Source organism: Desnuesiella massiliensis (genome assembly GCF_001403615.1).
Classification (GTDB): Bacteria; Bacillota; Clostridia; order Clostridiales; family Clostridiaceae; genus Desnuesiella; species Desnuesiella massiliensis.
Map to the genome: position 1 here is coordinate 675,280 of NZ_LN879456.1, position 22,715 is coordinate 697,994.

Here is a 22,715-nt window from a genome sequence, read left to right on the forward strand (position 1 = left end):
AAATAGAAATATTTAAATATTTTATTATTATAGAGTTAAAAGCTCTATCTATAAATAACGAAAGGATGGAGAAAATGAAATATGAAATAATTGATTGTATAGATGCAGGCACTGAATATTGTCCTTGCCATCTTGCAGAATCTGGTGAATGCATTTTGTGCTCCCAGCTATGTGGAAAAAACTTTTGTGATTGCATCAACTGGAAAGGAGTATGTATATATCAGGAATATAATTTTAATGGAAACAAAAACAAATCTCAAAGAAAAAACTATTTGTGTAAGGTAATGAAAAAAGAAATCATAGAGGATAACTTAGTAATCTTTTCACTGCTAGTACCACATAAGATAGCCCAAGACTTACTTCATCCAGGAAGTTATATATTTATGAGAAATCCTCAAACTACTCAATTCTATGATACTCCAATATCTATTTTAGACGTAAATTTAGAAGAAAATATAATCAAAGTAGCTGTGGAAATCCAAGGGATTAAAACAAAGAATATAAATAAGATCAACGAGGATGAAAAAATGTTAATAAGAGCACCCTTTTGGAACGGAGTCTTTGGGCTTAATAATATTGTAACTTCTAGAGAAGGACACAGCGTAATTATAGCTAGAGGTATCGGTATGGCGCCTATGATTCCTATATTAAAGAAGCTCTATGCCAATGGAAATAAAATTACCGTAATTTTAGATAAGGCAGAATATAAAACCATTTTCGTTGAAAAATATTTAGAGGAATACGAAGCAGAGGTAATTAATTGTGAAACCTTAAAAAATGGCGATTTATCAGAGGATTTAAAGAAACTATTAAGTGAAATAGTGGAAACCAAAAACATAAATTTATTTCACTGTGCTGGAGCAGATATATTAATATACAATGTATTAAATTTTATAGATCCATCCTATAAAATATCCTGTTGCAATAATATCAAGATGTGCTGTGGTGAGGGAGTATGCGGTAGTTGTAGTACAAGATATAGGGGGCATATAGTTAAACGATTATGCAAGGTTCAAACAGATCCTAGAAATATTTTTGAAGGGAGAAGATTACTATGAAGGTTATAATTATTGGTGCTGGATGGTCAGGCTGTGCTGCAGCTATTACAGCTAAGAAGGCTGGTGCAGAAGTAGTACTCTTTGAAAAAACAGACATGATCTTAGGCTTAGGTAATGTAGGGGGGATAATGAGAAATAATGGCAGATTTACAGCTGCAGAAGAGTTAATCGCTATGGGAGCGGGAGACTTAATAAATATTACAGATGAAAATTCAAGACATAGTAATATAGAATTCCCTGGACATAAGCATGCCTGGTTATATGATGTTAATAAAATCGAGCCTGTAGTAAAAAAATATCTAGAAAAAATTGGTATAGAGTTAAGATTAACTGAAAGGGTTTCAGACATCGAAAAGGACGGAAGCAAAATACTAGGGATTTATTTAAGTGATGGAACCTTAATAAAGGGAGATGTATTTGTAGAAACTACAGGCTCTACAGGTCCTATGGGTAATTGTCTACGATATGGTAACGGCTGTTCTATGTGTATATTAAGATGTCCCGCCTTCGGGCCTAGAGTTAGCTTAAGTGCTAGGGCTGGAGTAGAGGACCTACAAGGAGAAAGGGAAGATGATGTATACGGAGCTTTTAGTGGTTCCTGTAAATTAGCAAAAGAGAGTCTTTCTGATGAGCTAGTAAAGGAATTAAATGAAAATGGAGTTGCAATTTTAAAAGTTCCACCTGAGGATATAAATATTGATAAATTAAAATCGAAGGTCTGCCAACAATATGCCCTAAAAGAATTTGCGGAGAACGTAATATTATTGGATACAGGCAATGCCAAGCTGATGACTACCTATTATCCTCTTGAAAAGCTTAGAAAAATCCATGGTCTAGAAAATGCAAGATATGTGGATCCCTATGCAGGAGGCAAAGGAAACTCTATAAGGTATCTTTCTGTTTCTCCTAGAACAGATGATATGAAGGTAAAAGGTATTGATAACTTGTTTGTAGGAGGAGAAAAGTCTGGACTTTTTGTAGGTCATACAGAAGCTATCTGTACAGGATCCTTAGCAGGATATAATGCAGTTAGATATGCCTTAGGAATGCCAATGTTAATTTTGCCTAGAAGCACTGCTATTGGTGATATTATATCCTATGCTAATTATAAATTGACTACTAAGGAGGGAAGAAGAAATAGATATACCTTTGCTGGAGCAGAATATTTTAAGAGAATGATAGATTCAGGTCTATATACTATTGATAAGGAAGAAATAAAATTAAGAATTAGTAAATTAAATTTAAATAATATAATGAATGAAGCCTTGATATAAGAACTAAGAGCTCTAAAAAGGGCTCTTTTTACATGTAAAATAACATAACTTTACTTAGAATGGCTATCCAATGAGATAAAAAATTCTAATTTAGGAAAAGTAGATAGCTGCCATTTAATATGGCAGCTATATGAAAGTTTAAGCACTTTATTAAATTAATCAATACTTGTATAACCACTTATATAGTGAATATGACCATTTGCAAGTTTTACTTTAGTTTCAAAATAATGATAATGACACCCACAAGGTAGATTGATTGCTGGACCTGTTTTGGTAGAATAATTATGCTCATGATTGATATTAAAAGTTGTAATACCTTCCATTTGATGATTATGAGGTACTCCACTTACAGCTTTATTAGTGACTCCCCCATAATGATGAATATGACCTTGATTGTATGTTGTCATACCTGAGTAACTGTGAGAATGTTGTGCCATTGAAATTCCTCCCAATTTATCTATACGCAAGTATTATATGTTTATCTTAATCATAATGTTACTATTGTAAAACTAGTTTTGTTATAAGTTTCCAGAGGTTAGTATTATATAGTAAAACTTGTTCTAAGATGAATATGATTTATAATAACATCATAGAAAATATTTAATGGAATAAGAGTGACCACAACGTGATTATATATTATGGTGTTAATCAGTTCAATAAAATGAGCACTCACTTAATTGTGGGTGCCCATTACATTTAAAGGATTAATGTGGAATTGTCCAATCATACCACCATCCGCAGTTATTACAATGGTATCGTATTATATAAGTACCTATCTTCCAAGATTCTATCTGTGGATCACTACATCCGCACATAGGAGCAGCGTGAGCAGTAACAGCATGCCTAGTGGTCAAACCTATACCACATAGCATAGCAACTGCTAAAATAAAAATAGATGCTCTTTTAAAAAAAGATTTTTTCATAAAAATGTCTCCTTTCACTTTGATAATATAGAATATGATTTCAATATTTTAAATATGATAATTTTTAAGTATAAAATTTACAGAGTAATATTAAAAGTTTCGAAAGTGCTACAGTTTGGTTAACTCTAGGTACTTTTTGTATATAGCTAGATAAGAGTAAAAGAGCAGAGTTAATCTGCCCTTTTCTTCATTATAAATACAATGCTATAGATATTATTATCTTTACATCCACCAGTGTCCAAACCTGGGATGGAAGAAATGATGATGGAAGAAATGACGACGCCTAAATCTACGTCTACGCCTATGAGGTGAACGACTTAAATCTTCATTAAGATCATCATCAAAATCATCATCATCATCAAAATCATCATCAAAGTCTCTCAAGTAAGGCATATGCATCATTTGAGTACCATACATTCCTTGAGGGATATTCATCATATGAGGCTTATGCATCATTGGAGAATATTGATGCATTGGACAATGAGGCATCATTGGGTAATACATAAAAGGAATAAAGTTAAAGTCATGATGGTGGTGCTCGTGATCATGATGGTGGTGTTTGTTGCGCTCATCAATAGCGTCGTCATTACTGTCTAGATTATCATTTCTATAATACATTACATACCTCCGAGTAATTTAGCTACAATATTAAAATATGCTTGAATTGAAACAAAGGTGACTTTAATTTGAAAACATTTATATAGAAAGGCTATTTAATAATGGCTTAAACCCTTTATTAAACTTTATTTAAAAATGCAGAAAGATCAAAGCAAAAAAAATAGGATGGTTGCTGGATTATGATTAAATCTTATATTATAATTTTATGCATAAATGCATTTAAGCCTTAGATTATTAACTCTAAGGCTTAAATGCGTAGCAAGAAAATAAATCATTGGAGTTTATAAAATGCTTTTTGGATATAGGTTAAGCAGTAACCTAATATTATTATATTAAGAAATAGCCCAATTGTTACAAAAGTTAAAATCTATTAAAAAGAGAAGTTATTTATACTTATCTCTGAATATTAAAAAATCATTTATACTAAAGGGCTGATAACCAGTGTAGTAAAAATTATATGAAGAAAATGATGAAAAAGTTCTACAATTTTACGAAGAAAAATATTATATAAGAAATTATAGTAAAAGGCAATTTAAAGATTTTGTAACAAAATGGTGAGTATTGTCATAATATATAATATATAACTAGAGCATGCATGATTTAGTTATATTGAATCCACTTTTCTTCTTCTCAGTATATTTTTTAGGGGCAGCGAAAGTTGCCCTTTTTTTATATTTTAGTAATTATACAATTTTGATATACATTGCAAAAGTTCTATATATTATCATCAAGACATGATGGAAGAATTTTAATGCAAGTATGTATTATAAGTCATGTACCACCAGCTGAGCTGGTGGCTTGATTAAGCCCTATAAGGGCATGGTACTGGCGGCGCTACTCGCGCTCTGAAAAAACCGCCAATCGCAAAACTTTTACAGCGGCCACCCTCGTTGGGTGGCTTTTTTATTTGCTACCTTTTGCTGGCTCGCCCGTGAACGGGTCAATATATTCTTTCATACTTATCTGTTCTGCTATTTGATCTTCTTGAAGTTGATTTTGTATATATTTTGCAACTGCAGTTTTATTTCTTCCAACTGTATCTACATAATATCCTCTGCACCAAAAATGTCTGTTACCATATTTATATTTTAAATTTGCAAATCTATCAAAAATCATCAAGCTACTTTTCCCTTTTAATATTCCCATGAATTTTGATACACTCATTTTTGGTGGAATACTTACCAGCATATGTACATGATCTGGACATGCATTTGCTTCTATTATCTCTACTCCATTTCTTATACATATCTCTCGTAGTATCTTGCCGATTTCTGCTTTATATTTCCCATATATTATCTGTCTTCTATACTTTGGCGCAAATACTATATGATATTGACACCTCCATTTTGTATGTGTTAAGCTTTCTATGTCGTTACCCATACGACACACCTCCTATGATATTTTGTTTTGCGATTGTCAGTCGCTTTCATTTTATCATAGGAGTTTTTTTGTTCAGAGCTAAAGCCATTTTATCCACTGGCATAGCCAGTGGTTATCAAAGCAAAAGAAAAGAGCTTTCCAGAGGCTAACATTAGCCTCTGGAAAGCTCTTTTTAAAGGTATTAACGAACTCTAACTTGTTGTTTTTGAAGAACTTTAACTGTTAGGAATACTACTAATTTTTCAACTAATTTTTCAAAAACTTTTGTTCCATCCTTGAATTCAGGCTCTCTATTAATATCTGCTTCAATAAATCTTGCTGAAACTAATTCACAGAATGGTTTTTCGTCAAAGAAAACTGTTTCTTCTCTATCGGTTTCACAAAAATCTCTTCCTATTTCTTCATCTTTACAATGTTTACAGTCCTGCTCTCTTTCACAGAAAAAGTTAGTCTCTACAGAATTAATTCTACGGGTAACTTGTGGTTGAGTAACAAAGAATACCTCTGTAACGCAGCGGAATGGTATTCTAGCTGTAGTATGCTTAATATCTCCGCTTACCACATGATCACGTGAACAATCAGCTGTGGCGAATTCTATATTCTTTAGAACAAAGCCTTCTATGAATAATTTTCCAGATATTAATCTTCCAGTAACAGGATCTCTACGACCAGCTGTTGGAAGCAATTTGCATTGAGTTAAGAATATATCTTTTTTAATTCTCTTAATTTCAAAGAATTTTTCTTTTAACTCTATAGAAGCTTCTATATCTATTTGAATATCTTTTTCAGCTAAAACCACAGGAATTTTAGATACAAGAGGTCCTTCTACTCCTACAGGGTTTAAATTTTCACCTTCGCACATAGAAAGTGTTTCAGCGTGTACTTTACCACAAAATTTTAATCTATCTTCAAACATTTTAATTCCTCCTTTGATTTAAGGTGTTTATTCTTTAGTCTAATACATATTATTCGAGAAATAGATAATTTGCTACAAATTAAAACTTTTTTATACAATTTATATAGAAATTTGACGAATAGAGGAATTTGAAATGAACATAGTGTTAAAGCAACATTTTTTACTATTTGCTCTTGATTTTCTTACCGGATATTATAAGCAAAACTGAAGCAAAAAACATTACAAATCCTAAAGCTATAGAAAAGTATTTTATTGATGGAATAAAATCAAAAATAAAAAGGCCAAAGGTCAAAAATACAATTCCGACTATTGCGTATATTATAGAAATTCTATAATATGAAGCAGCATTTTTATTTAGTAGCGTTTTGTTTCTTTGTATCATTTCATTTAGAAGCTTCACTTCTTCTTCGCACTTTCCTCTGCAAGCTACTCCATTTTCAACTTCTGTGGCGCATTGAAAGCATAGACCTTTATTACAACTTTTACATATTGCCACTGCATCTTCAGAATGGTGATTAAAACATTTCATTTAAAATTGCCTCCTCATAAATTATGTGCTTTATTTACATATTATGGATCAATTATATAATAAAAACAATTTTAAAACAAAGACTGTTTCTGATAAGTTGTTATAAAATTTTTTACTTATTTATACTTTGATGCACGAAAGTAGCTTAAATATCTAACTTCAATGTTGTTAATATATAAATGATGATTATTCTATTATGAAATATATATTCCAAAATATAGAATTGAGTGATAATATTGTATAATAAGGCTAATTTATAGTTGTAATTATATACAAATTTATAAATTCACAGCTAGAGTAATATTTCACGACATAAACATCGAAATACAGCAATTAGTTAATGAATATGGTTACTACTATAATTAACAGCATATAATTACTTTGATACACAAGGTCTAAGAAAATAAATAGTTATTAAAAGGAGAACTTTTATGGGAGTAAACTTTATCAAATTAGAGGAGCTATTAAACAAATGGCAAGATATTTTAAGATTAAGGGATTGGGACATAAAACTTAAAATTGTAGATAAAGAATGGAGAAAATCAGGGGATATAAAAATTGATATGGATGACAAAAAAGCAGTTATGCTAATTAATAATAATCCCAAATCTACAAATCTGGAAGAGTTAGTAGTACATGAATTATTACATTTAAAATTGTGGGGGATGGATCAAATGCTTGAAGGATTTATAAATCAAGTATTTGGAACAAATGAAGATGATATGAAGAAAGAATTTGCAATGAACCAGCTTTTTATAATGCTTGAATCAACAGTTGAGGATCTAACAAAAGGCTTTTTAAAAGCCAATGGTTGTGAAGAAGAGTTAAGCTTTGGAAGATTACAGAAATTGATAGATAATGAAATAGGTTGTTAGTACGAGTTAAATTCTAAGGTGGAACATTGATCTTTGATTAAGAAACAGTATTATATATGATCCCTATTTGAATATTTTTTATTTGATTTCTTTGAAAAGCTAAGGACCATGCGGCTTTAGAAGTAGAAAGATAAATGGTAAATTATTGTGTGACAACATCGATTTAAAAAATGGAGAATAGAGTCATGAGGAATAAAAGAATAATAATCGTTATGAGTCTTATATTATTAATTTTATTAGTACGAAATTGTATTGATAATGGAGATACAGACGTGTTAGTAGGAAACAAGCGTGTAAATTATCTTAAAGTAATTGATAAGGTCTTGAAGTATGACTTTAGTGGTATGGCTCTAGTTATATATAAAGTGCCGGATTTATATGAAAGAGATATAGAAAATTATTATGCTTCTGCTGGTAATAAGGAGGATAACTTTTCCGAAAATACTCCTGATGGAAACAGACTCAGGTCTGCAAAAGAACTATTCTTAAATCTTAAAAACTTAAAAGTTATCAAGGAGAGAATAACTGATATTTCTGATTCTGCAGATAAGAAGTATTATTTAATACAAATAAATTTGGACTATGCTGATAGAGGAAGAACTGATGTATATTATCTTAATTTATTTATAAATGTTGAAGATTATCATGCTTATATAGCAAAAGATTATTATGAACCTAACAAATTGCTTAATAATTCTATTATTTTTGTAGAATATGAACCTGACCAAAAGACTAAAGATTTAATACACAAAATCATAAATTTATAATTAAAGCTGACATATAGTTGTCAAGTATAGTATGTTATAGTATTTTTATTGAAAATACTATAATGTAAGGAGAAATGATTATGAGTGAAAAGATTTGCCAAAGCTGTGGAATGTCAATGAATGAGGAAAAATATTTCGGGAAAAACTCAGATGGAACTTCATGCCAAGAATATTGTTGCTATTGTTATCCAAATGGTGAATTTTCAAGAGATGAAACTATGGAGGAAATGATAGAGAGTTGTATTCCATTTCTCATTAAAGATGGTGAATGTAAGGACAAAGAGGAAGCTAGGGTTAAATTGATGGAGGTAATACCAAATTTGAAACGTTGGGTAAGATAAGCTGAATATGATAGGCAGAAAATTTAAAATTATAAATAGTACTGAGATATAAGTTTGAGAGGTGAAATAATATAGTAAATAAATTTCAAACAGTGATGTATAATATTAAAGAAAAGTATGGTGCTGATAAATGTACATTTGAAATTAGTTCAAAAGAATTTTAAGTGAAAATCGAAGTATATTATACGTATAAGATAAGGAAGTTCTAAGTGCTGAAGCATTTAGAGCTTTTTTAATGTTACTTTAAGCTGATGCTCGAGGGATTTTTATTTATGGTAGTAATCAAATATGTAGAATTAAATATATTTACAAGCATATTGTAAACTAAAACTTAATTATTAGTTGACAATAAGAAATCTATTTATTATTATTGATATGAAAATAAATATTGTAAGAGGAGTATATTTTATGACAAACACAAGAAATTTAATTTTAGTGTCTATGTTTGCAGCTTTAACGGCAGTTGGAGCATTTATTAAGGTACCTATACCCTATGTACCTTTTACCCTTCAGTATCTATTTTGTGCCTTAGCTGGCGTAATTTTAGGTTCAAAACTAGGGGCTTTATCACAGATAGTTTATGTGGCTATTGGACTTTTAGGGGTACCTGTCTTTACTGAGGGCGGTGGTTTCAATTACATATTTAAACCTACCTTTGGGTATCTTATAGGATTTATCATAGCAGCTTATGTTATAGGGAAAATAAGAGAGAATGTTAAGCAATTAACCTTTACTAAAGCCATACTTATGATGCTTTCAGGTCTGTTTTTTATCTACTTATTTGGAGTGGTACACTTATATATTAGCTTTAATTTCTACCTAGGAAAAAGTGTTTCTTTTTACTTTGCATTTTTTTATGGCTTTGTGGTCTGTATAGCTGGAGACTTAGTGCTAACAGTATTTACAGCTTATATTTCGGTAAAAATATTGCCTATATTAGGGGAAAAATCGGTATATTGTTTGAGAAATCAGAAGGAGGAGTAGCATAACATGAAAGAATTTATTAGAGACATAGAGAAAAGGATTTTAGCAAAAGAATGTATTACTTTTGAAGAGACTATGAAATTATCAACCATTGAAGCAAAAGAAGATGTAGATCAATTATGCAAAAGTGCTACTAACATACGAGAATTTTTTTGTGGCAGAGAAATAGACCTTTGCACCATTATGAATGCAAAGTCAGGGCGTTGCTCTGAAGACTGCAAGTTTTGTGCACAATCTGCACAGTATAAAACTAATGTAGAAGTATATGGATTGGTTTCAAAGGAAGCAGCTTTAAAGCTAGCAAAGGAAAATGAAAGTGAGGGAGTGAATAGATTTTCTTTAGTAACAAGCGGTAGAGGTATTACTGGAAGCGATTTTGAGAAGGTTTTAGTTATATATGAGGAGTTAAATAAGGAAGTAAAAATGGATTTATGCGCCTCATTGGGAATATTAGGATATGAGGAATTCCTTAAGCTGAGAGAGAAGGGTATAACTATGTACCACCATAACCTGGAAACTAGTAGAGAGTACTATGAAAAGATATGCACAACTCACAGCTATGATGAAAGGATAAATACTATAAATTCAGCTAAGAAGGCTGGAATGGTTATTTGTTCAGGGGGAATTATAGGTCTTGGTGAGAGCTTAGAGGATAGAGTTAAACTAGCTTTCCAGCTAAAGGACTTAGGGGTTAAATCTATTCCCATAAATGTACTGAACCCAGTTAAGGGTACACCTTTAGAAAACGCAAAGAGTCTCAGTCAAGAGGAGATACTAAAAACCATTGCAATTTTCAGATTGGTAAATCCTGAAGCACTTATAAGGCTTGCTGGAGGAAGAAATCTCATTGATGAGTTTGGTAAAAATTGCTTTAACGCAGGAGCCAATGCTACCATCACAGGCAACTATCTGACCACATCAGGCAATAAAATATGTGATGATAAGAAAATGGTAAGAGAGTTAAAGCTAGAGGTCAGAAAAAATGACTAAGGGAATATTTATAGTTGGAACAGACACCGACGTGGGAAAAACTATCGTAGCTGCTGGGCTTATGCATGTTTTGAGAAGTAATAACTATAATGCCGCCTATTTTAAAGCAGCATTAAGCGGTGCTTTAAAGATAGGCAATAAGCTTATCACAGGTGATGCCAAGCTTGTAAGTGAAGTTAGTAATTTAGAAGAAGTTTATAAAAACATCACGCCCTATATTTATAAGGCGCCAGTATCTCCTCATCTTGCTGCAAAACTGGAAAATAACCCTATGGATTTAAATATTGTAAGAGAAAAATATGATGCTCTAAAAGAAAAGTATGATTTTATAATTGCTGAAGGCAGTGGCGGAATAGTATGTCCATTGATAGATGATGAAAGAGGAGTATACACCCTTGAAAATCTTATTAAGGAGTTAAATATGAGCGTTATCATTGTTGCAAGAGCTGGGCTTGGAACAATAAATCATACAGCGCTTACAGTAAGATATATAGAAAACTTAGGAATTAAAATCAAGGGCATTATAATAAACAACTATAAAGAAGATTTTCTTTGCGATGATAACATCAAGATCATAGAAAAGCTCACTAAAGTACCCATTATAGGAAAATTTAAAAACATTGAAAGCTTAGAGGATAATATGATAAAAGCCATAAGAACAAAGGCTGAAGAAGCCTTTAAAATTGAGAAGATAATAGAAGTAATGGAAGAGCTTAAATAAAGGATAAGGTGAAAAAATGAATGATTATGTAAAAAAAGATTTGAAATACATATGGCACCCTTGTGGACAAATGAAGGACTATGAGGAGCTTAATCCAATAGTTATAGAAAAAGGAGAAGGAGCTTGGCTTTACGATATTGATGGAAATAAATATTTAGACTGCATATCATCCTGGTGGGCAAATACCTTGGGACATAGCAATAAGAGAATTAATGAAGCGATAAAAAGACAGATTGATAATATTGAGCATGTTATATTTGCAAACTTTTCAAACAAGCCTGCTATAGAGTTATCAGAAAAGCTGATAGATATAACACCAGAGAACCTTACAAAAGTTTTTTTCTCTGACAATGGATCTTCAGCAGTAGAAATAGCCTTAAAGATGAGTTTTCATTATAACATGCAAAAGGGGAAAACTAAAAAGAGAAGATTTTTAGCACTAAGCGATGCATACCATGGAGAGACCTTAGGTGCCTTGTCTGTTTGTGATATTGATGAGTTTAATATGATATACAAGCCTTTGCTTTTAGATACCATAAGAGTAGAGGGCCCGGATTGCTATAGGTGTAAATATGGTTGTAATAGAGAAAACTGTAATGCAGAGTGCTTTGAGTCTATGGAAAAGTCTTTAGTGGAAAATCATCACGTGATAAGTGCTATAATAGTTGAACCTATGGTTCAAGGGGCGGCAGGTATGAAGATTTATTCACAAATTTATTTAAAGAAGCTGAGGGAGTTTTGTGATAAATATGAGATACACCTTATTGTAGATGAGATAGCAATGGGCTTTGGAAGAACCGGCAAGATGTTTGCCTGTAATCATGCTGAAATAAGTCCTGATCTTATGTGCCTTTCAAAAGGAATTTCTGCTGGGTATATGCCTATGTCCGTAGTTATGACAACAGATGAAATATATGATTGTTTTTATGGTGATTATAATGAGCGTAAGTCATTTATTCATAGTCATACCTATTCAGGTAATGCTTTAGGTTGCGCTATTGCATTAGAAAGTTTAAAAATATTTGAAGAAGATAATATTATAGAAAGCAATAAGGGAAAAGGCGAGCTGATAAGAAAACTTACTAATGAAAAGGCACAAGCTTTAAAATACATAGGTGAAGTAAGAAGTATAGGTATGATAACAGCTATTGAGATAGTAAAAAATAGGAAGAGGAAAGAACCTTTTCCTTGGCACATGAGAGTAGGTTATGAGATTTATAAGATTGCTCTTACCAAAGGATTATTGTTAAGACCTATTGGGAATGTACTCTATTTTATTCCTCCATACATTATTAATGAAGAGGAAATAAAATTTATGGTAAATACCTGCTTCCAGAGTATAGAAGAATATTTTATGAAAATAAGTCATAACACTTGGAGTGTATACTAAACATAGAGAATAAATTATAATGAATGTGCTTTAATATAAAAACTATGAACTCTAAATGGAGCTCTTCTTATATATGGAATGTACAAAGGCATCCGGCCGAGGTATTTACTACCTTGGCTCATTTAATTATTATTTTAAAGAGTGGGAAGGATAAAGAGAGTAACAAAAACAAAAAGCTAATAAAAGATAATGATTATCTGAAAATAAAAAATATTGACTCAATATATCCATTATAGTATATTAAAATTATACAATTCAATTTATAATCCATAGATAAAGGTTTTAACTATAGATAAGTAATTAAGAGTATTGCTTAAAAGAAAATCAGGTCAAAAGAAGGAATTGCTGAGTTTTATATCTAGCTCAAGTTTTAAAAATATTGAAGTTATAGGAGGAAAAATGTCTAGTAAATCTAAATACATTGATGTGAATGATTTTATGAAAAATCTAGAACATCCTTTAAAGGAGCTAATAGAAGAAATAAGAGAAATTATTTTAAGTACCAATAAAGAAATTACTGAACATATAAAATGGAATGCTCCGAGCTTTTGCTATAGAAATGATGATAGAATGACTTTCAAACTAAATAAAAATGATCGTGTGCAGCTTGTTTTTCATACTGGAGCCAAAGGTAAAGATACTAAGGATAAAGGCCACGTAATTGATGATCAAACTGGTTTATTAGAATGGGTTGCAGACAAAAGAGCTCTACTAACTTTTTACAGTATAGATGAAATAAAAATAAAAAGAGCTTCAATGATAAAAATAATAAATCAATGGTTAGAAGCAACTTTGAGTTAATTTAGTGCTAGCTAGAAAGCAAAGCAATATGAATCCTGAACTAACAGCTATTAAAATTAATTCTATTTAGGAAAATTAATACTTTTGAAAAAAGTTATGAGAGGAATGAATAAAGTGGAAACAGGTAATAATTTAAAAATAGAGATAAGAACAACAGTCAGTGCGCCAATAGAAAAAGTATGGAGATATTGGACGGAGCCAGAACATATAACAAAATGGATGAATGCTTCAGATGACTGGCACACTCCAGTTTCTGAAAATGATTTAAGGGTTGGTGGGAGATTTCTTTCAAGAATGGAAGCCAAGGATGGAAGTTTTGGATTTGATTTTAGCGGCGTTTATGATGAAGTGAAATTAAATGAAGTTATTTCTTACACTATAGGTGATGGAAGAAAAGTTAAGATTACTTTTATAGATGAAGAAAACAAAACAGAGATAATTGAAACCTTTGATGCGGAAAGCACCTATCCAACTGAGCAGCAACAGCAGGGATGGCAAGCGATTCTAGATAATTTCAAAAAGTATACCGAAGGAAGAACAATAGAAAATATATAAGAAGGATTATTTAAAATATAAAATTAAGGAGTGATTATAATGGCTGTACAAACATATATAAATTTTAATGGAAATTGTCGTGAAGCTGTGGAATTTTATGCTGAGGTTTTTAATACAGAGAAGCCTAGAATTATGCTATTTGGAGATGTGCCATCAAAGGAAGGGTTTCCACTTGCTGAAGAAACAAAGAATTTGGTAATGCATTCTGAGCTTAAAATAAAAGAAAGCGCAGTAATGTTTTCAGATGTTCCTCCAGATATGCCTTTAGTGGTTGGAAATAATATTAGCCTGGTAATTGGCAGTAGGGATATGGATGAAATTAAATTATTATTCAACAAACTTAAAGTTGATGGTACTGTAGTTATGGATCTTCAAGAAACTTTTTGGAGCAAATGCTACGGATTTTTAATAGATAAATTTGGAATAGGATGGCAACTTAGCTACGAAAGTGAGCAGACTGAAATGAGTAAATAAAGTTATAGTGCATCCTCTCCTCAGAAAAATATAGGTAGGAGTATAAAAAATAAATAATTGTAAGGAGAAATCTATATGCAAAAAATAGTACCTCACTTGTGGTTTGATAATCAGGCAGAGGAAGCAGTAAATTTATATACCTCTGTTTTTAAAAGCTCAAAGATACTACATAAGAGTCTGTATGAAGAAGCGGGAGCAAAAATCTCAGGAAAATTAAAAGGAGATGTGATGACAGTAGAGTTTGAGCTTGAAGGACAAAAATTTATAGCCTTAAATGGTGGACCCTATTTCACTTTCACTCCTGCTATATCATTTTTCGTTAATTGCGATACCATAGAAGATGTAAACAAACTTTGGAAGAAGCTCTCTGAGGACGGATTAGTTCTTATGGAATTAGATAAGTATCCTTTCAGTGAAAGATTCGGATGGGTTCAAGATAAGTATGGTGTTTCATGGCAGTTGAATCTTGCAAAGGGTAAACAAAAGATTACACCTTTTTTAATGTTTGTAGGGAGGCAGCATGGAAAAGCTGAGGAGGCAATAAATTTTTACGTTTCTCTCTTCAAAAATTCTGTTATTGCTGAGATAAATTACTATGGAGAAGATGAAAATAGCATCAAAGGAACAGTTAAACACTCTACTTTTTCACTCCATGGACAGGAGTTTATGGCTATTGACAGCGGTTTGGAACATTCTTTCACCTTCTCTGAAGCAATATCTTTCTTTGTTAACTGTGACACACAGGAGGAGGTAGATGAGTTATGGTATAAACTTTCTGAGGGCGGAGAAGAGGGGCAATGTGGCTGGCTTAAAGATAAGTATGGTGTGTCGTGGCAAATCGTTCCTACTGCTTTAAGTAAGATGTTGAGTGATCCTAACCCTGTAAAGTCCCAAAGAGTTATGAAGGAAATGCTTCAAATGAAAAAGATAGATATTTTAAAATTACAGCAAGCTTATGAGGAAAAACAAAACTATAAATAAAAACTTTTAAGAAGATTATTGCTGGACAATAAACTTGAAAAGCTAAAGGATTATTAAAACATAAGTAAGAGCAATTGTTTCAATATTTATCACAGGCTAAATCAAAGTAAAAAGAAAGCATTAGTTAATGATATATTTGCCTTAGGGAGTTACACCCTAAGGCATTTTCAATTATTTTATGTTAAGGTCTCTCGTTTACATAATTGTATGGTGGCATTAAAATAAATAAATTATCACAATTGACCTTTATCTGTTCTTATAATAGAATATAGCAAGTTGTGTTCTGTCTCTGAGGTTCAACTTTTCCAAAATGTTGGTTATACTGTTTCTAACAGTACCTTCGCTTAAATATAGCCTGCTGGCTATTTCTTTATTGTTCAAGCCTTCGGCTACAGTGGTGATAATTTCTAGTTCCTTTCCTGTAATGCCGTAGTTAGAAAAATCAGTTTTATTGTTTTTATTAATTAAAGATGGAATTTTTGAAACAATATCATCACCAAAGACACTTTGTCCCGCATATACAGCCTTTAATGAGGGTACAATACATTCAAAATTCTGTTTTATAATATATCCTTTAGCCCCTATCTTCAAGGCTTTTACTATATATTCATCGTCAGAAAAAGTAGTCAGAAATAGTATTTTTGCATTTTTATCTGTTTTTAAAATGGCTTCTCCCGCCTCTAGCCCTGTCAGGATTTCCATTCTTATATCAATTAATAGAATATCAGGCTTCAAATTGTGATAAAGTTCAATAGCTTCCTTTCCATTGTGACCAATAGTCAACACTGAGATATCTTTTTCTGCTTCTAATATAGTTTTAAGGGCTTCGCATACTAATTTATCATCATCTACTACTACTATTCTCATATTTTTTATCTGGTCCTTTCAAAATAATTATCCTTTGGAATTGAAATGAAAATTCTAAACCCTTGGTGGGTGCTAATATTAAGATTACCGCCTAAGGCAGCAATTCTATCTGTAATGTTTTTTATTCCGATGCCGTTTTCACTGCTGTAGCTGCAGGAGGAACCATTGTCTTCTATGACCAATTGATAGAGTGCTGGGTGCTCACGAATAATCACTAAAGCTTCGGTAGCATTAGAATGCTTTATGATATTTGACAAGGCCTCCTTTGTTACTGTAATAAAGCAATATTTCATATTTTTTTCTAAGTTTGTTTCCACATCGTAATGAAATTTTATAGAGCAAAATCTAAAGCCATCAATTAATTTTTGTATTTCAGTTCGCAAATCAATGGATTCTTCATGTAAATTATGTACGCTGGTACGTATGCTATCCATGGCCTCAGAGAGGGTACCCTTTATAAGCTTTAGGTTTTTTTTAGTTTCTTCATCTTTATTTATAGCAAGGAGTGCTCCTATTTGCAATATGGATCTTGAAAGCAAGTGCCCTACATTATCATGGATATCCCTTGCTATTCTATTTCGTTCTGTTACAGTTGCGAGATTTATTTCATAATCCTGTTTGTCCAAAAGTTCCTTATTTTGTTTTTCAAGCTGCATCGATATTTCCTTAGTATTATCACGAAGCTTATGATAGTCTTTTTCAAGCTTCTCATAAGAAACTGTGCGATGTTTTAAAATATATGCAGTAATAATAATAGCTGCAATTAACCAGTTTGATATAAAGGGTGTTTTAATAAAATTAAATATTAAAGGAAGAAATGAAAATATCCATATACCTTTTATTTTAAGCAATACTGCATCATAGCATATAAGAGGAATAAAGAATAGGTAATCCAGCTTAAAAAAGCAAACAGCTAGGTAAATAGTAAATACTGCTATGGTAATAGATTCATTTTCCAAATAACTTAGTATTGCACTTAAAATTATGGAAATTAAAATAGGTATAACCATATATATGTTATTTTCATTAGTTATATATAAAGCCAAAGAAATAATAAAAATAGCTAGTTTATCAATTAATCTCTTCATCTTATCTACCAAATCCTTACTTTGTAAGAATAGTCATCACATATAAATTCTAGCACGTCATCTTACAGTCCTCAAGCTTATTCTTACATTTGTCATGGGAAGCTTGGAGTATGCTCACTAACAAATTACAAATAAATATATTAAGATTAATGTATAGATAGGACATGGATATATTTTATTAAATAGTTCTGCCGAGAAAATTTGCTAAATCAATAATGGGGGGATCCTTATGGTAATAAAGGTTAAAAATCTAGTAAAAAGATATGGTGATTTAATTGCTTTAGATCATTTAAATATGGAAGTAAATCAGGGAGAAGTTTTTGGTCTTTTAGGTCCTAATGGTTCTGGAAAAACCACAGCAATTAACTGCATTTTATCTCTATTGAAATATGACAAAGGCAGCATAGAGATCTATGGAAAACCTATGTCACCGGATGCTTATGATATTAAGCAGGATATTGGCATAATCATGCAAAATGTTGCGGTGTTTGATGAATTGACGGCTCTTGAAAATATTGATTATTTTTGTGGAATGTACATTTTTGACAAAAGAAAGCGTCGTCAACTGGTAGAGGAAGCTATAGACTTTGTAGGTCTTAATGATTTTAGAAAGTTTTATCCAAAGAAGTTAAGCGGCGGGTTGCTTAGAAGATTAAATATTGCCTGCGGTGTTGCTCATAAGCCAAAGCTAATCATCTTAGATGAACCCACTGTTGCAGTTGATCCTCAGAGTCGAAACAATATTTTAGAAGGGATACAAAGGCTTAATAAAGAGGGAGCTACCATTGTATATACTTCTCATTATATGGAAGAGGTTGAGGAAATCTGCACAAGAATAGCCATTATGGACAAAGGAAAAATAATAGCAGCAGGTACTAATGAAGAGCTAAAGGGAATGATAAATTCTGGTGAAAAGCTCACTGTCGAGATATTTAAAATGGATGACAGTCTTTTAGAGGATATTAAAAATCTTCCTCATATAGTTTCTGCAGAATATAAGGAAAATTTATTAATTGCTAAGTCAAGCAGAGGTAAAAATAATCTAATTGCTTTGATGGATTATTTAAAGTCAAAGAATGTCAGCGTGGGAAAGATTTATTCTGAGCCACCTACTTTGAATGATGTATTCTTAGAAATAACAGGTAAAGAGCTTAGGGATTAAAGGAGGGATACTATGTTTTTCCATAACTATCTGTATAGGCTTAAATGTATTGTAAGAGACAAGCAAACTATGTTTTGGACATTTTTATTTCCAATACTTTTAGCCACATTATTTTATATGGCTTTTTCAAATCTTTCAAGTTCAGAAAATTTTTCTGAAATTAAAATTGGAATAGTTAATAATGATGAATATAAAAAGAATATAGATTTTATTAAGGCTATTGAGCAGGTTTCAAGCTCTAATAGTTCAAGAGAAAGCAATCTGTTTGATATAACCTTTATATCAGAGGAAGAAGGGGATAAGCTTCTTGAAGACGGCAAAATAGAAGGTTATATTTATTTCGATAATGGAATAAAGCTTGTCGTGAAGAAATCCGGTATAAATCAAAGCATTATAAAAGGTTTCTTAGATGATTTTAAGCAAACTTCCTCTACAGTGGTAACAATTGTGAGTAATAATCCTGCTGCAATTCAAAATGGACTTTTAAATAATATATCAAGCAGGACTGATTATCTTAAAGAAGTTGCTCCAAGCAAAGCAGCTCCTAATACCGTTGTAAACTATTTTTATTCCTTGATTGCAATGGCTTGCCTATACGGAAGCTTCTGTGGACTTAAAGAAGTAAATGCCATACAAGCTAATCTATCTCCACAGGGATCAAGAGTTAACGTGGCTCCTACACATAAGTTAAAGATATTCATGGCTTCTATGTTTGCTGCAACTACAGTTCAGTTAGTTGAAATATTTGCTTTGCTTGGGTATTTGACTTTGATACTAAAAGTAAACTTTGGTAGTCAATTAGGTTATATAGCATTGACTTGTGTAATAGGCACAATTACAGGAGTTACCTTTGGAACTTGTATTGCCTCAATAGTCAAAAAAGGTGAGGGGATTAAAATTGGAATCCTCATTGGACTTTCTATGATAATGTCATTTTTATCAGGTATGATGAACCATGACATGAAATATATTGTTAATAAAAATGTTCCTATCTTAGGGTATCTCAATCCAGCAAATTTAATAGCAGACTGCTTTTATTCACTATATTATTATAATACCCACGCTCAATTTTTTAAGGATATAGCCATGCTTTCCGTTTTTGCTGCAGTTTTCAGCATAATCACTTACTTGGTATTAAGGAGGCAAAAGTATGCAAGTTTATAAAGCTTTTTTTAAAATAATTTATAAAAACTTATCTCAAATAATAATTTATATTGTGGTATTTATATCCCTTGCAGTAGCTCTTGCAAATACTAGTACTAAGGCTGTAAATACGAATTTTTCTGAAACCAAAGTTAATATAGTCTTCATAAATCATGATAATAATTCAAGATTAGTAGAAGGCCTAAAGAACTATTTAAGCAAAAATGCTAATATTGTAAATATCCCGGATGATACTAAAAAGTTGCAAGATGCATTGTTTTTTAGGGAGGTAGAATATATAGTAAAAGTTCCCAAAGGTTTCGCCAATGGGCTGCTAAGCGGAGAAATATTACAGCTGGAAAAGACCACAGTGCCAGGTTCAACCAGTGAAATATACCTTGATAATATCATAAATAAATATTTAAATACTGTAAAAGTATATACCAGTGCTATGGAGAATTTATCTGAGGAACAGCTTTTAAGCTATGTAGATAATGATTTAGCGCAGAAAACTGAAGTTAAGCTATCAAGCACCCTAGGTGAAGTTTCTAAAAATGAAAAGATTACATTCTATTTTAACTATTTAGCATATTCATTGTTTTCAATATTAATTTTAGGAGTTTGCTCTGTTATGATTGTGTTTAATAATACAGATTTGAAAAAGCGCAATTTCTGCTCACCGATAAAACTTAGAAATATGAATTTTCAGATGATATTAGGGAATTTTAGCTATGCAGTACTGGCCTGGTTTGCAATGATTTTTACAAGCTTTATCATGTATGGCAGTTATATGTTTACTGCCAAGGGTATGTTGTTTCTATTAAACTCCTTTATATTTACCTTAGTAGCTCTGAGTATAAGCTTTTTAATCGGCAATATTATAAAGAGCAAGGGTGCAATGTCTGCAGCAGCAAATGTGGTTTCATTAGGAACTTGCTTCATCAGCGGAGTGTTTGTGCCCCAGGCCTTGCTTGGCAAAACAGTATTAACCATTGCAAGCTTTACACCAAACTATTGGTATGTAAGATCCAATAATATCATAGTTAATTTAGTTAACTTTAGTATGGAGAATCTTACCCCTATATTTTTAAATATGCTCATAATGCTTGGTTTTGCTACAGCAGTGCTTTCTGTGGCTCTTGTAGTTATAAAACAAAAGCGAATGAGTAACTAGAAATTTAGTTGGTTTGCATCAGCAATTTTTAATTCCTGAGAATGTAGAAAAGTGCGTAAGTTAATACAAAAATACTTACGCACTTGTTTTCTTATAATTATAAAAAGACAATGCTTTAGAAATGATATTTATAATACTGCAATAAAACGTAGAAGGTTAACAATTTTTAAGCTAGTGGCTCAGGTGGCATTTTCTATTTAGTATATTTTAAAGTCCACAGACAGAAGGAGTTTCCTATCATCCTATCCTTTATACACAATGCGTTATTATCTGCTACAACGTTAAAGTTCTCTGTTGTTTGCAAGGAGTGAGAGGTAGGATCAGTTAAACAATTATTAATATGGTTGTTTACCAAATATTTATCAATGTCATAGTTTCTATTTTCTAAATTGTTCAATACTATTTCTATATCCTCTTCATTTTGTCCTGGGTTTGAGATTAAAACACATATTCTTTCATCATCTATTGTTGCGACAGCTTTATTTTCCACATATTCTTTAATCATTAGCTCATGAGTACCTAACATTTTAAACATTGTCATTACATGACCACTTGGGGTAGGGATATAATTATTATCTTCGTTGAGTATGAACATAGTTCTGCCTAACTGCTGATTTGGATTATGAAAAGTGCACCATGGAAACATTTTTAGCTTTGGGTAGTGTGAGCCTAATATCATTCCCGGGATTTCACCAGCTGCGTTTTGAATATTTGTAGGACGGCCTGCATCTCCAATTCCAACCCTGAGTCCATACTCAGTCATAAGTAAAGGAAGCTCAGGGAGATTAAGCTCATTGATTATTTCCTGGTGACGCATGCAAAACTCCATGATACGCTGTGGATTTGTATGATATTCATGCATGGAATAGAAATCAATGATTCTATGTTCATCTCTACTTAATAACTCTAAGAATTCTTGCCAAAAATGCCAATGAGTAATGCCATGAGATAATCCAAAACCTCCTATCTTAAGGGGCATCTGGTAATTATGCTTTTGATTTAATCTTTGGATTGCCCTATAAGCACACTGGTATAGTTTGTAATATTCCTTCATACTTAAATTTCCAAATTGAACAAGTTCAACTTCATTACAGCATTCAATATAGGTTATATTAGGACAGAGATTCTTATAAAACTCAACCACCTTTTCAAAAACTTCTTCATATTTTTGGTATGTGATAACACCATCTGTTGCTTCTCTTTCATATCTGCGTAAATTTAACAGTACTTCATCAGCACACTCCGCATGTGAGATTAGATATTCTTGAATATGAGCGTTGACAGGAGAAGGCACCGTTAAGGGCCAGTCATAGTCATAATGATTCTTATCTCCTTCATATCGATTAACTCCAATGGGATAGTCCCAATAATACCTATCTGTTCGATAATCCCAAACTTCATCCAAGGTTATAAATAATCGGATGATGGAAGGACGTCCAATAACTTTTTCCATTACCTTAGGGAAGGAAGGAGAAGGAGTATACCGTAATGTGGTATTCTGAAACCTTTCAACATGTGGCCATTTTCGATATAAATTTTTTGTATCAACAGTGATTTTCATATTTTACCTCCTTTACCGGATAAATTAATAAAAGTATATTAACATTAAACTAATAATAACATATATTAAAAACAAATGAAATATAATAACATAAAAATAAAAAAATAAAAAAATTATTGAAATTTAATCACAAAAGGTTTATA

General features: G+C 31.7%; 25 protein-coding genes. 16 read left to right on the top strand and 9 right to left on the bottom strand.

From position 1 onward, the window contains the following. Nucleotides 1–74: 74 nt before the first annotated feature. Together BN2665_RS14005 and BN2665_RS14010 are read left to right on the top strand one after the other, a co-directional pair. The gene (locus tag BN2665_RS14005; protein ID WP_055667722.1) at nucleotides 75–1,058 is read left to right on the top strand and encodes a sulfide/dihydroorotate dehydrogenase-like FAD/NAD-binding protein; all 984 of its coding nucleotides are present in this window, start codon (nucleotides 75–77) and stop codon (nucleotides 1,056–1,058) included. Next, nucleotides 1,055–2,332, top strand: a complete 1,278-nt coding sequence (locus BN2665_RS14010; protein WP_055667723.1) for an FAD-dependent oxidoreductase — start codon at nucleotides 1,055–1,057, stop codon at nucleotides 2,330–2,332. Before BN2665_RS14005 ends, BN2665_RS14010 begins: the two co-directional genes overlap by 4 nt. A 155-nt stretch (nucleotides 2,333–2,487) precedes the next feature. On the opposite strand, the gene BN2665_RS14015 is transcribed toward BN2665_RS14010, so the two are convergent. The 6 genes from BN2665_RS14015 to BN2665_RS14040 form a co-directional block, all read right to left on the bottom strand. Next, nucleotides 2,488–2,769: a YmaF family protein gene (locus tag BN2665_RS14015; RefSeq protein WP_055667724.1), complete on the bottom strand. Its 282-nt coding sequence runs from the start codon at nucleotides 2,767–2,769 to the stop codon at nucleotides 2,488–2,490. 267 nt (nucleotides 2,770–3,036) lie between these two features. Continuing rightward, nucleotides 3,037–3,255 carry a hypothetical protein gene (locus BN2665_RS14020; protein ID WP_055667725.1) on the bottom strand — a complete coding sequence of 73 codons (219 nt, stop codon included), beginning with the start codon at nucleotides 3,253–3,255 and terminating at the stop codon, nucleotides 3,037–3,039. A gap of 222 nt (nucleotides 3,256–3,477) precedes the next feature. Further along, complete coding sequence (locus tag BN2665_RS27595) at nucleotides 3,478–3,729, bottom strand: hypothetical protein (RefSeq protein WP_242865953.1); 252 nt, start codon at nucleotides 3,727–3,729, stop codon at nucleotides 3,478–3,480. A 1,047-nt stretch (nucleotides 3,730–4,776) separates the two neighbouring features. Continuing rightward, entirely contained in the window at nucleotides 4,777–5,253 is a 477-nt protein-coding gene (gene tnpA, locus BN2665_RS14030; RefSeq protein WP_055665884.1) for an IS200/IS605 family transposase, read from the bottom strand. Between the two features lie 181 nt (nucleotides 5,254–5,434). Continuing rightward, nucleotides 5,435–6,169 (bottom strand): CsxC family protein, encoded by a 735-nt coding sequence (locus BN2665_RS14035; RefSeq protein ID WP_055667727.1) that lies wholly within the window; start codon nucleotides 6,167–6,169, stop codon nucleotides 5,435–5,437. 163 nt (nucleotides 6,170–6,332) lie between these two features. Next, nucleotides 6,333–6,698, bottom strand: a complete 366-nt coding sequence (locus BN2665_RS14040; protein ID WP_055667728.1) for a hypothetical protein — start codon at nucleotides 6,696–6,698, stop codon at nucleotides 6,333–6,335. A 431-nt stretch (nucleotides 6,699–7,129) separates the two neighbouring features. On the opposite strand from BN2665_RS14040, the gene BN2665_RS14045 reads away from it, so the two are divergent. From BN2665_RS14045 to BN2665_RS14100, 11 genes are all read left to right on the top strand, one after another. Then, a complete protein-coding gene (locus BN2665_RS14045) occupies nucleotides 7,130–7,573 on the top strand; it encodes a hypothetical protein (protein ID WP_055667729.1) in 444 nt (147 codons plus the stop codon). A gap of 185 nt (nucleotides 7,574–7,758) precedes the next feature. After that, nucleotides 7,759–8,340 (top strand): hypothetical protein, encoded by a 582-nt coding sequence (locus tag BN2665_RS14050; RefSeq protein ID WP_055667730.1) that lies wholly within the window; start codon nucleotides 7,759–7,761, stop codon nucleotides 8,338–8,340. An 80-nt stretch (nucleotides 8,341–8,420) separates the two neighbouring features. Continuing rightward, on the top strand, nucleotides 8,421–8,681 hold the full coding sequence (locus BN2665_RS14055; protein ID WP_055667731.1) for a zinc ribbon domain-containing protein: 261 nt from the start codon (nucleotides 8,421–8,423) through the stop codon (nucleotides 8,679–8,681). A 408-nt stretch (nucleotides 8,682–9,089) separates the two neighbouring features. Then, the gene (locus BN2665_RS14060) at nucleotides 9,090–9,665 is read left to right on the top strand and encodes a biotin transporter BioY (protein ID WP_055667732.1); all 576 of its coding nucleotides are present in this window, start codon (nucleotides 9,090–9,092) and stop codon (nucleotides 9,663–9,665) included. A gap of 6 nt (nucleotides 9,666–9,671) precedes the next feature. Continuing rightward, the gene (bioB, locus tag BN2665_RS14065; RefSeq protein WP_055667733.1) at nucleotides 9,672–10,655 is read left to right on the top strand and encodes a biotin synthase BioB; all 984 of its coding nucleotides are present in this window, start codon (nucleotides 9,672–9,674) and stop codon (nucleotides 10,653–10,655) included. Beyond that, nucleotides 10,648–11,376, top strand: coding sequence for a dethiobiotin synthase (bioD, locus tag BN2665_RS14070; RefSeq protein ID WP_055667734.1), 729 nt, complete (start codon nucleotides 10,648–10,650; stop codon nucleotides 11,374–11,376). Before bioB ends, bioD begins: the two co-directional genes overlap by 8 nt. 16 nt (nucleotides 11,377–11,392) lie before the next feature. Beyond that, the gene (bioA, locus tag BN2665_RS14075) at nucleotides 11,393–12,766 is read left to right on the top strand and encodes an adenosylmethionine--8-amino-7-oxononanoate transaminase (protein ID WP_055667735.1); all 1,374 of its coding nucleotides are present in this window, start codon (nucleotides 11,393–11,395) and stop codon (nucleotides 12,764–12,766) included. A 399-nt stretch (nucleotides 12,767–13,165) separates the two neighbouring features. Beyond that, a complete protein-coding gene (locus BN2665_RS14085) occupies nucleotides 13,166–13,567 on the top strand; it encodes a DUF1801 domain-containing protein (RefSeq protein WP_055667737.1) in 402 nt (133 codons plus the stop codon). A gap of 84 nt (nucleotides 13,568–13,651) precedes the next feature. Further along, nucleotides 13,652–14,122, top strand: a complete 471-nt coding sequence (locus tag BN2665_RS14090; protein WP_242865954.1) for an SRPBCC family protein — start codon at nucleotides 13,652–13,654, stop codon at nucleotides 14,120–14,122. Between the two features lie 39 nt (nucleotides 14,123–14,161). Beyond that, nucleotides 14,162–14,596 carry a VOC family protein gene (locus tag BN2665_RS14095; RefSeq protein ID WP_055667738.1) on the top strand — a complete coding sequence of 145 codons (435 nt, stop codon included), beginning with the start codon at nucleotides 14,162–14,164 and terminating at the stop codon, nucleotides 14,594–14,596. A gap of 75 nt (nucleotides 14,597–14,671) precedes the next feature. After that, nucleotides 14,672–15,577, top strand: coding sequence for a VOC family protein (locus BN2665_RS14100; RefSeq protein WP_055667739.1), 906 nt, complete (start codon nucleotides 14,672–14,674; stop codon nucleotides 15,575–15,577). Nucleotides 15,578–15,823: 246 nt separating this feature from the next. On the opposite strand, the gene BN2665_RS14105 is transcribed toward BN2665_RS14100, so the two are convergent. Both BN2665_RS14105 and BN2665_RS14110 read right to left on the bottom strand, forming a co-directional pair. Further along, nucleotides 15,824–16,444: a response regulator gene (locus BN2665_RS14105; RefSeq protein ID WP_055667740.1), complete on the bottom strand. Its 621-nt coding sequence runs from the start codon at nucleotides 16,442–16,444 to the stop codon at nucleotides 15,824–15,826. Nucleotides 16,445–16,449: 5 nt separating this feature from the next. Further along, the gene (locus tag BN2665_RS14110) at nucleotides 16,450–17,532 is read right to left on the bottom strand and encodes a sensor histidine kinase (RefSeq protein ID WP_055667741.1); all 1,083 of its coding nucleotides are present in this window, start codon (nucleotides 17,530–17,532) and stop codon (nucleotides 16,450–16,452) included. A gap of 229 nt (nucleotides 17,533–17,761) precedes the next feature. Between BN2665_RS14110 and BN2665_RS14115 the strand changes: the two genes are divergently transcribed. The 3 genes from BN2665_RS14115 to BN2665_RS14125 are packed head-to-tail and all read left to right on the top strand — an operon-like array spanning nucleotide 17,762 to nucleotide 21,011. Beyond that, complete coding sequence (locus BN2665_RS14115) at nucleotides 17,762–18,694, top strand: ABC transporter ATP-binding protein (RefSeq protein ID WP_055667742.1); 933 nt, start codon at nucleotides 17,762–17,764, stop codon at nucleotides 18,692–18,694. A 12-nt stretch (nucleotides 18,695–18,706) separates the two neighbouring features. Next, entirely contained in the window at nucleotides 18,707–19,858 is a 1,152-nt protein-coding gene (locus BN2665_RS14120) for an ABC transporter permease (RefSeq protein ID WP_055667743.1), read from the top strand. After that, nucleotides 19,845–21,011 carry an ABC transporter permease gene (locus tag BN2665_RS14125; RefSeq protein WP_055667744.1) on the top strand — a complete coding sequence of 389 codons (1,167 nt, stop codon included), beginning with the start codon at nucleotides 19,845–19,847 and terminating at the stop codon, nucleotides 21,009–21,011. The genes BN2665_RS14120 and BN2665_RS14125 overlap by 14 nt, the downstream gene beginning before the upstream one ends. A 193-nt stretch (nucleotides 21,012–21,204) precedes the next feature. Here BN2665_RS14125 and BN2665_RS14130 read toward each other — a convergent pair whose 3' ends face one another. Then, on the bottom strand, nucleotides 21,205–22,572 hold the full coding sequence (locus tag BN2665_RS14130) for a glycoside hydrolase family protein (protein ID WP_055667745.1): 1,368 nt from the start codon (nucleotides 22,570–22,572) through the stop codon (nucleotides 21,205–21,207). Nucleotides 22,573–22,715: the final 143 nt, after the last annotated feature.

Coding starts and splice junctions, on each gene's coding strand:
- BN2665_RS14005 (WP_055667722.1), top strand. CDS start 75: ATGAAATATGAAATAATTGATTGTATAGATGCAGGCACTGAATATTGT.
- BN2665_RS14010 (WP_055667723.1), top strand. CDS start 1,055: ATGAAGGTTATAATTATTGGTGCTGGATGGTCAGGCTGTGCTGCAGCT.
- BN2665_RS14015 (WP_055667724.1), bottom strand. CDS start 2,769: ATGGCACAACATTCTCACAGTTACTCAGGTATGACAACATACAATCAA.
- BN2665_RS14020 (WP_055667725.1), bottom strand. CDS start 3,255: ATGAAAAAATCTTTTTTTAAAAGAGCATCTATTTTTATTTTAGCAGTT.
- BN2665_RS27595 (WP_242865953.1), bottom strand. CDS start 3,729: ATGCATCAATATTCTCCAATGATGCATAAGCCTCATATGATGAATATC.
- tnpA (WP_055665884.1), bottom strand. CDS start 5,253: ATGGGTAACGACATAGAAAGCTTAACACATACAAAATGGAGGTGTCAA.
- BN2665_RS14035 (WP_055667727.1), bottom strand. CDS start 6,169: ATGTTTGAAGATAGATTAAAATTTTGTGGTAAAGTACACGCTGAAACA.
- BN2665_RS14040 (WP_055667728.1), bottom strand. CDS start 6,698: ATGAAATGTTTTAATCACCATTCTGAAGATGCAGTGGCAATATGTAAA.
- BN2665_RS14045 (WP_055667729.1), top strand. CDS start 7,130: ATGGGAGTAAACTTTATCAAATTAGAGGAGCTATTAAACAAATGGCAA.
- BN2665_RS14050 (WP_055667730.1), top strand. CDS start 7,759: ATGAGGAATAAAAGAATAATAATCGTTATGAGTCTTATATTATTAATT.
- BN2665_RS14055 (WP_055667731.1), top strand. CDS start 8,421: ATGAGTGAAAAGATTTGCCAAAGCTGTGGAATGTCAATGAATGAGGAA.
- BN2665_RS14060 (WP_055667732.1), top strand. CDS start 9,090: ATGACAAACACAAGAAATTTAATTTTAGTGTCTATGTTTGCAGCTTTA.
- bioB (WP_055667733.1), top strand. CDS start 9,672: ATGAAAGAATTTATTAGAGACATAGAGAAAAGGATTTTAGCAAAAGAA.
- bioD (WP_055667734.1), top strand. CDS start 10,648: ATGACTAAGGGAATATTTATAGTTGGAACAGACACCGACGTGGGAAAA.
- bioA (WP_055667735.1), top strand. CDS start 11,393: ATGAATGATTATGTAAAAAAAGATTTGAAATACATATGGCACCCTTGT.
- BN2665_RS14085 (WP_055667737.1), top strand. CDS start 13,166: ATGTCTAGTAAATCTAAATACATTGATGTGAATGATTTTATGAAAAAT.
- BN2665_RS14095 (WP_055667738.1), top strand. CDS start 14,162: ATGGCTGTACAAACATATATAAATTTTAATGGAAATTGTCGTGAAGCT.
- BN2665_RS14100 (WP_055667739.1), top strand. CDS start 14,672: ATGCAAAAAATAGTACCTCACTTGTGGTTTGATAATCAGGCAGAGGAA.
- BN2665_RS14105 (WP_055667740.1), bottom strand. CDS start 16,444: ATGAGAATAGTAGTAGTAGATGATGATAAATTAGTATGCGAAGCCCTT.
- BN2665_RS14110 (WP_055667741.1), bottom strand. CDS start 17,532: ATGAAGAGATTAATTGATAAACTAGCTATTTTTATTATTTCTTTGGCT.
- BN2665_RS14115 (WP_055667742.1), top strand. CDS start 17,762: ATGGTAATAAAGGTTAAAAATCTAGTAAAAAGATATGGTGATTTAATT.
- BN2665_RS14120 (WP_055667743.1), top strand. CDS start 18,707: ATGTTTTTCCATAACTATCTGTATAGGCTTAAATGTATTGTAAGAGAC.
- BN2665_RS14125 (WP_055667744.1), top strand. CDS start 19,845: ATGCAAGTTTATAAAGCTTTTTTTAAAATAATTTATAAAAACTTATCT.
- BN2665_RS14130 (WP_055667745.1), bottom strand. CDS start 22,572: ATGAAAATCACTGTTGATACAAAAAATTTATATCGAAAATGGCCACAT.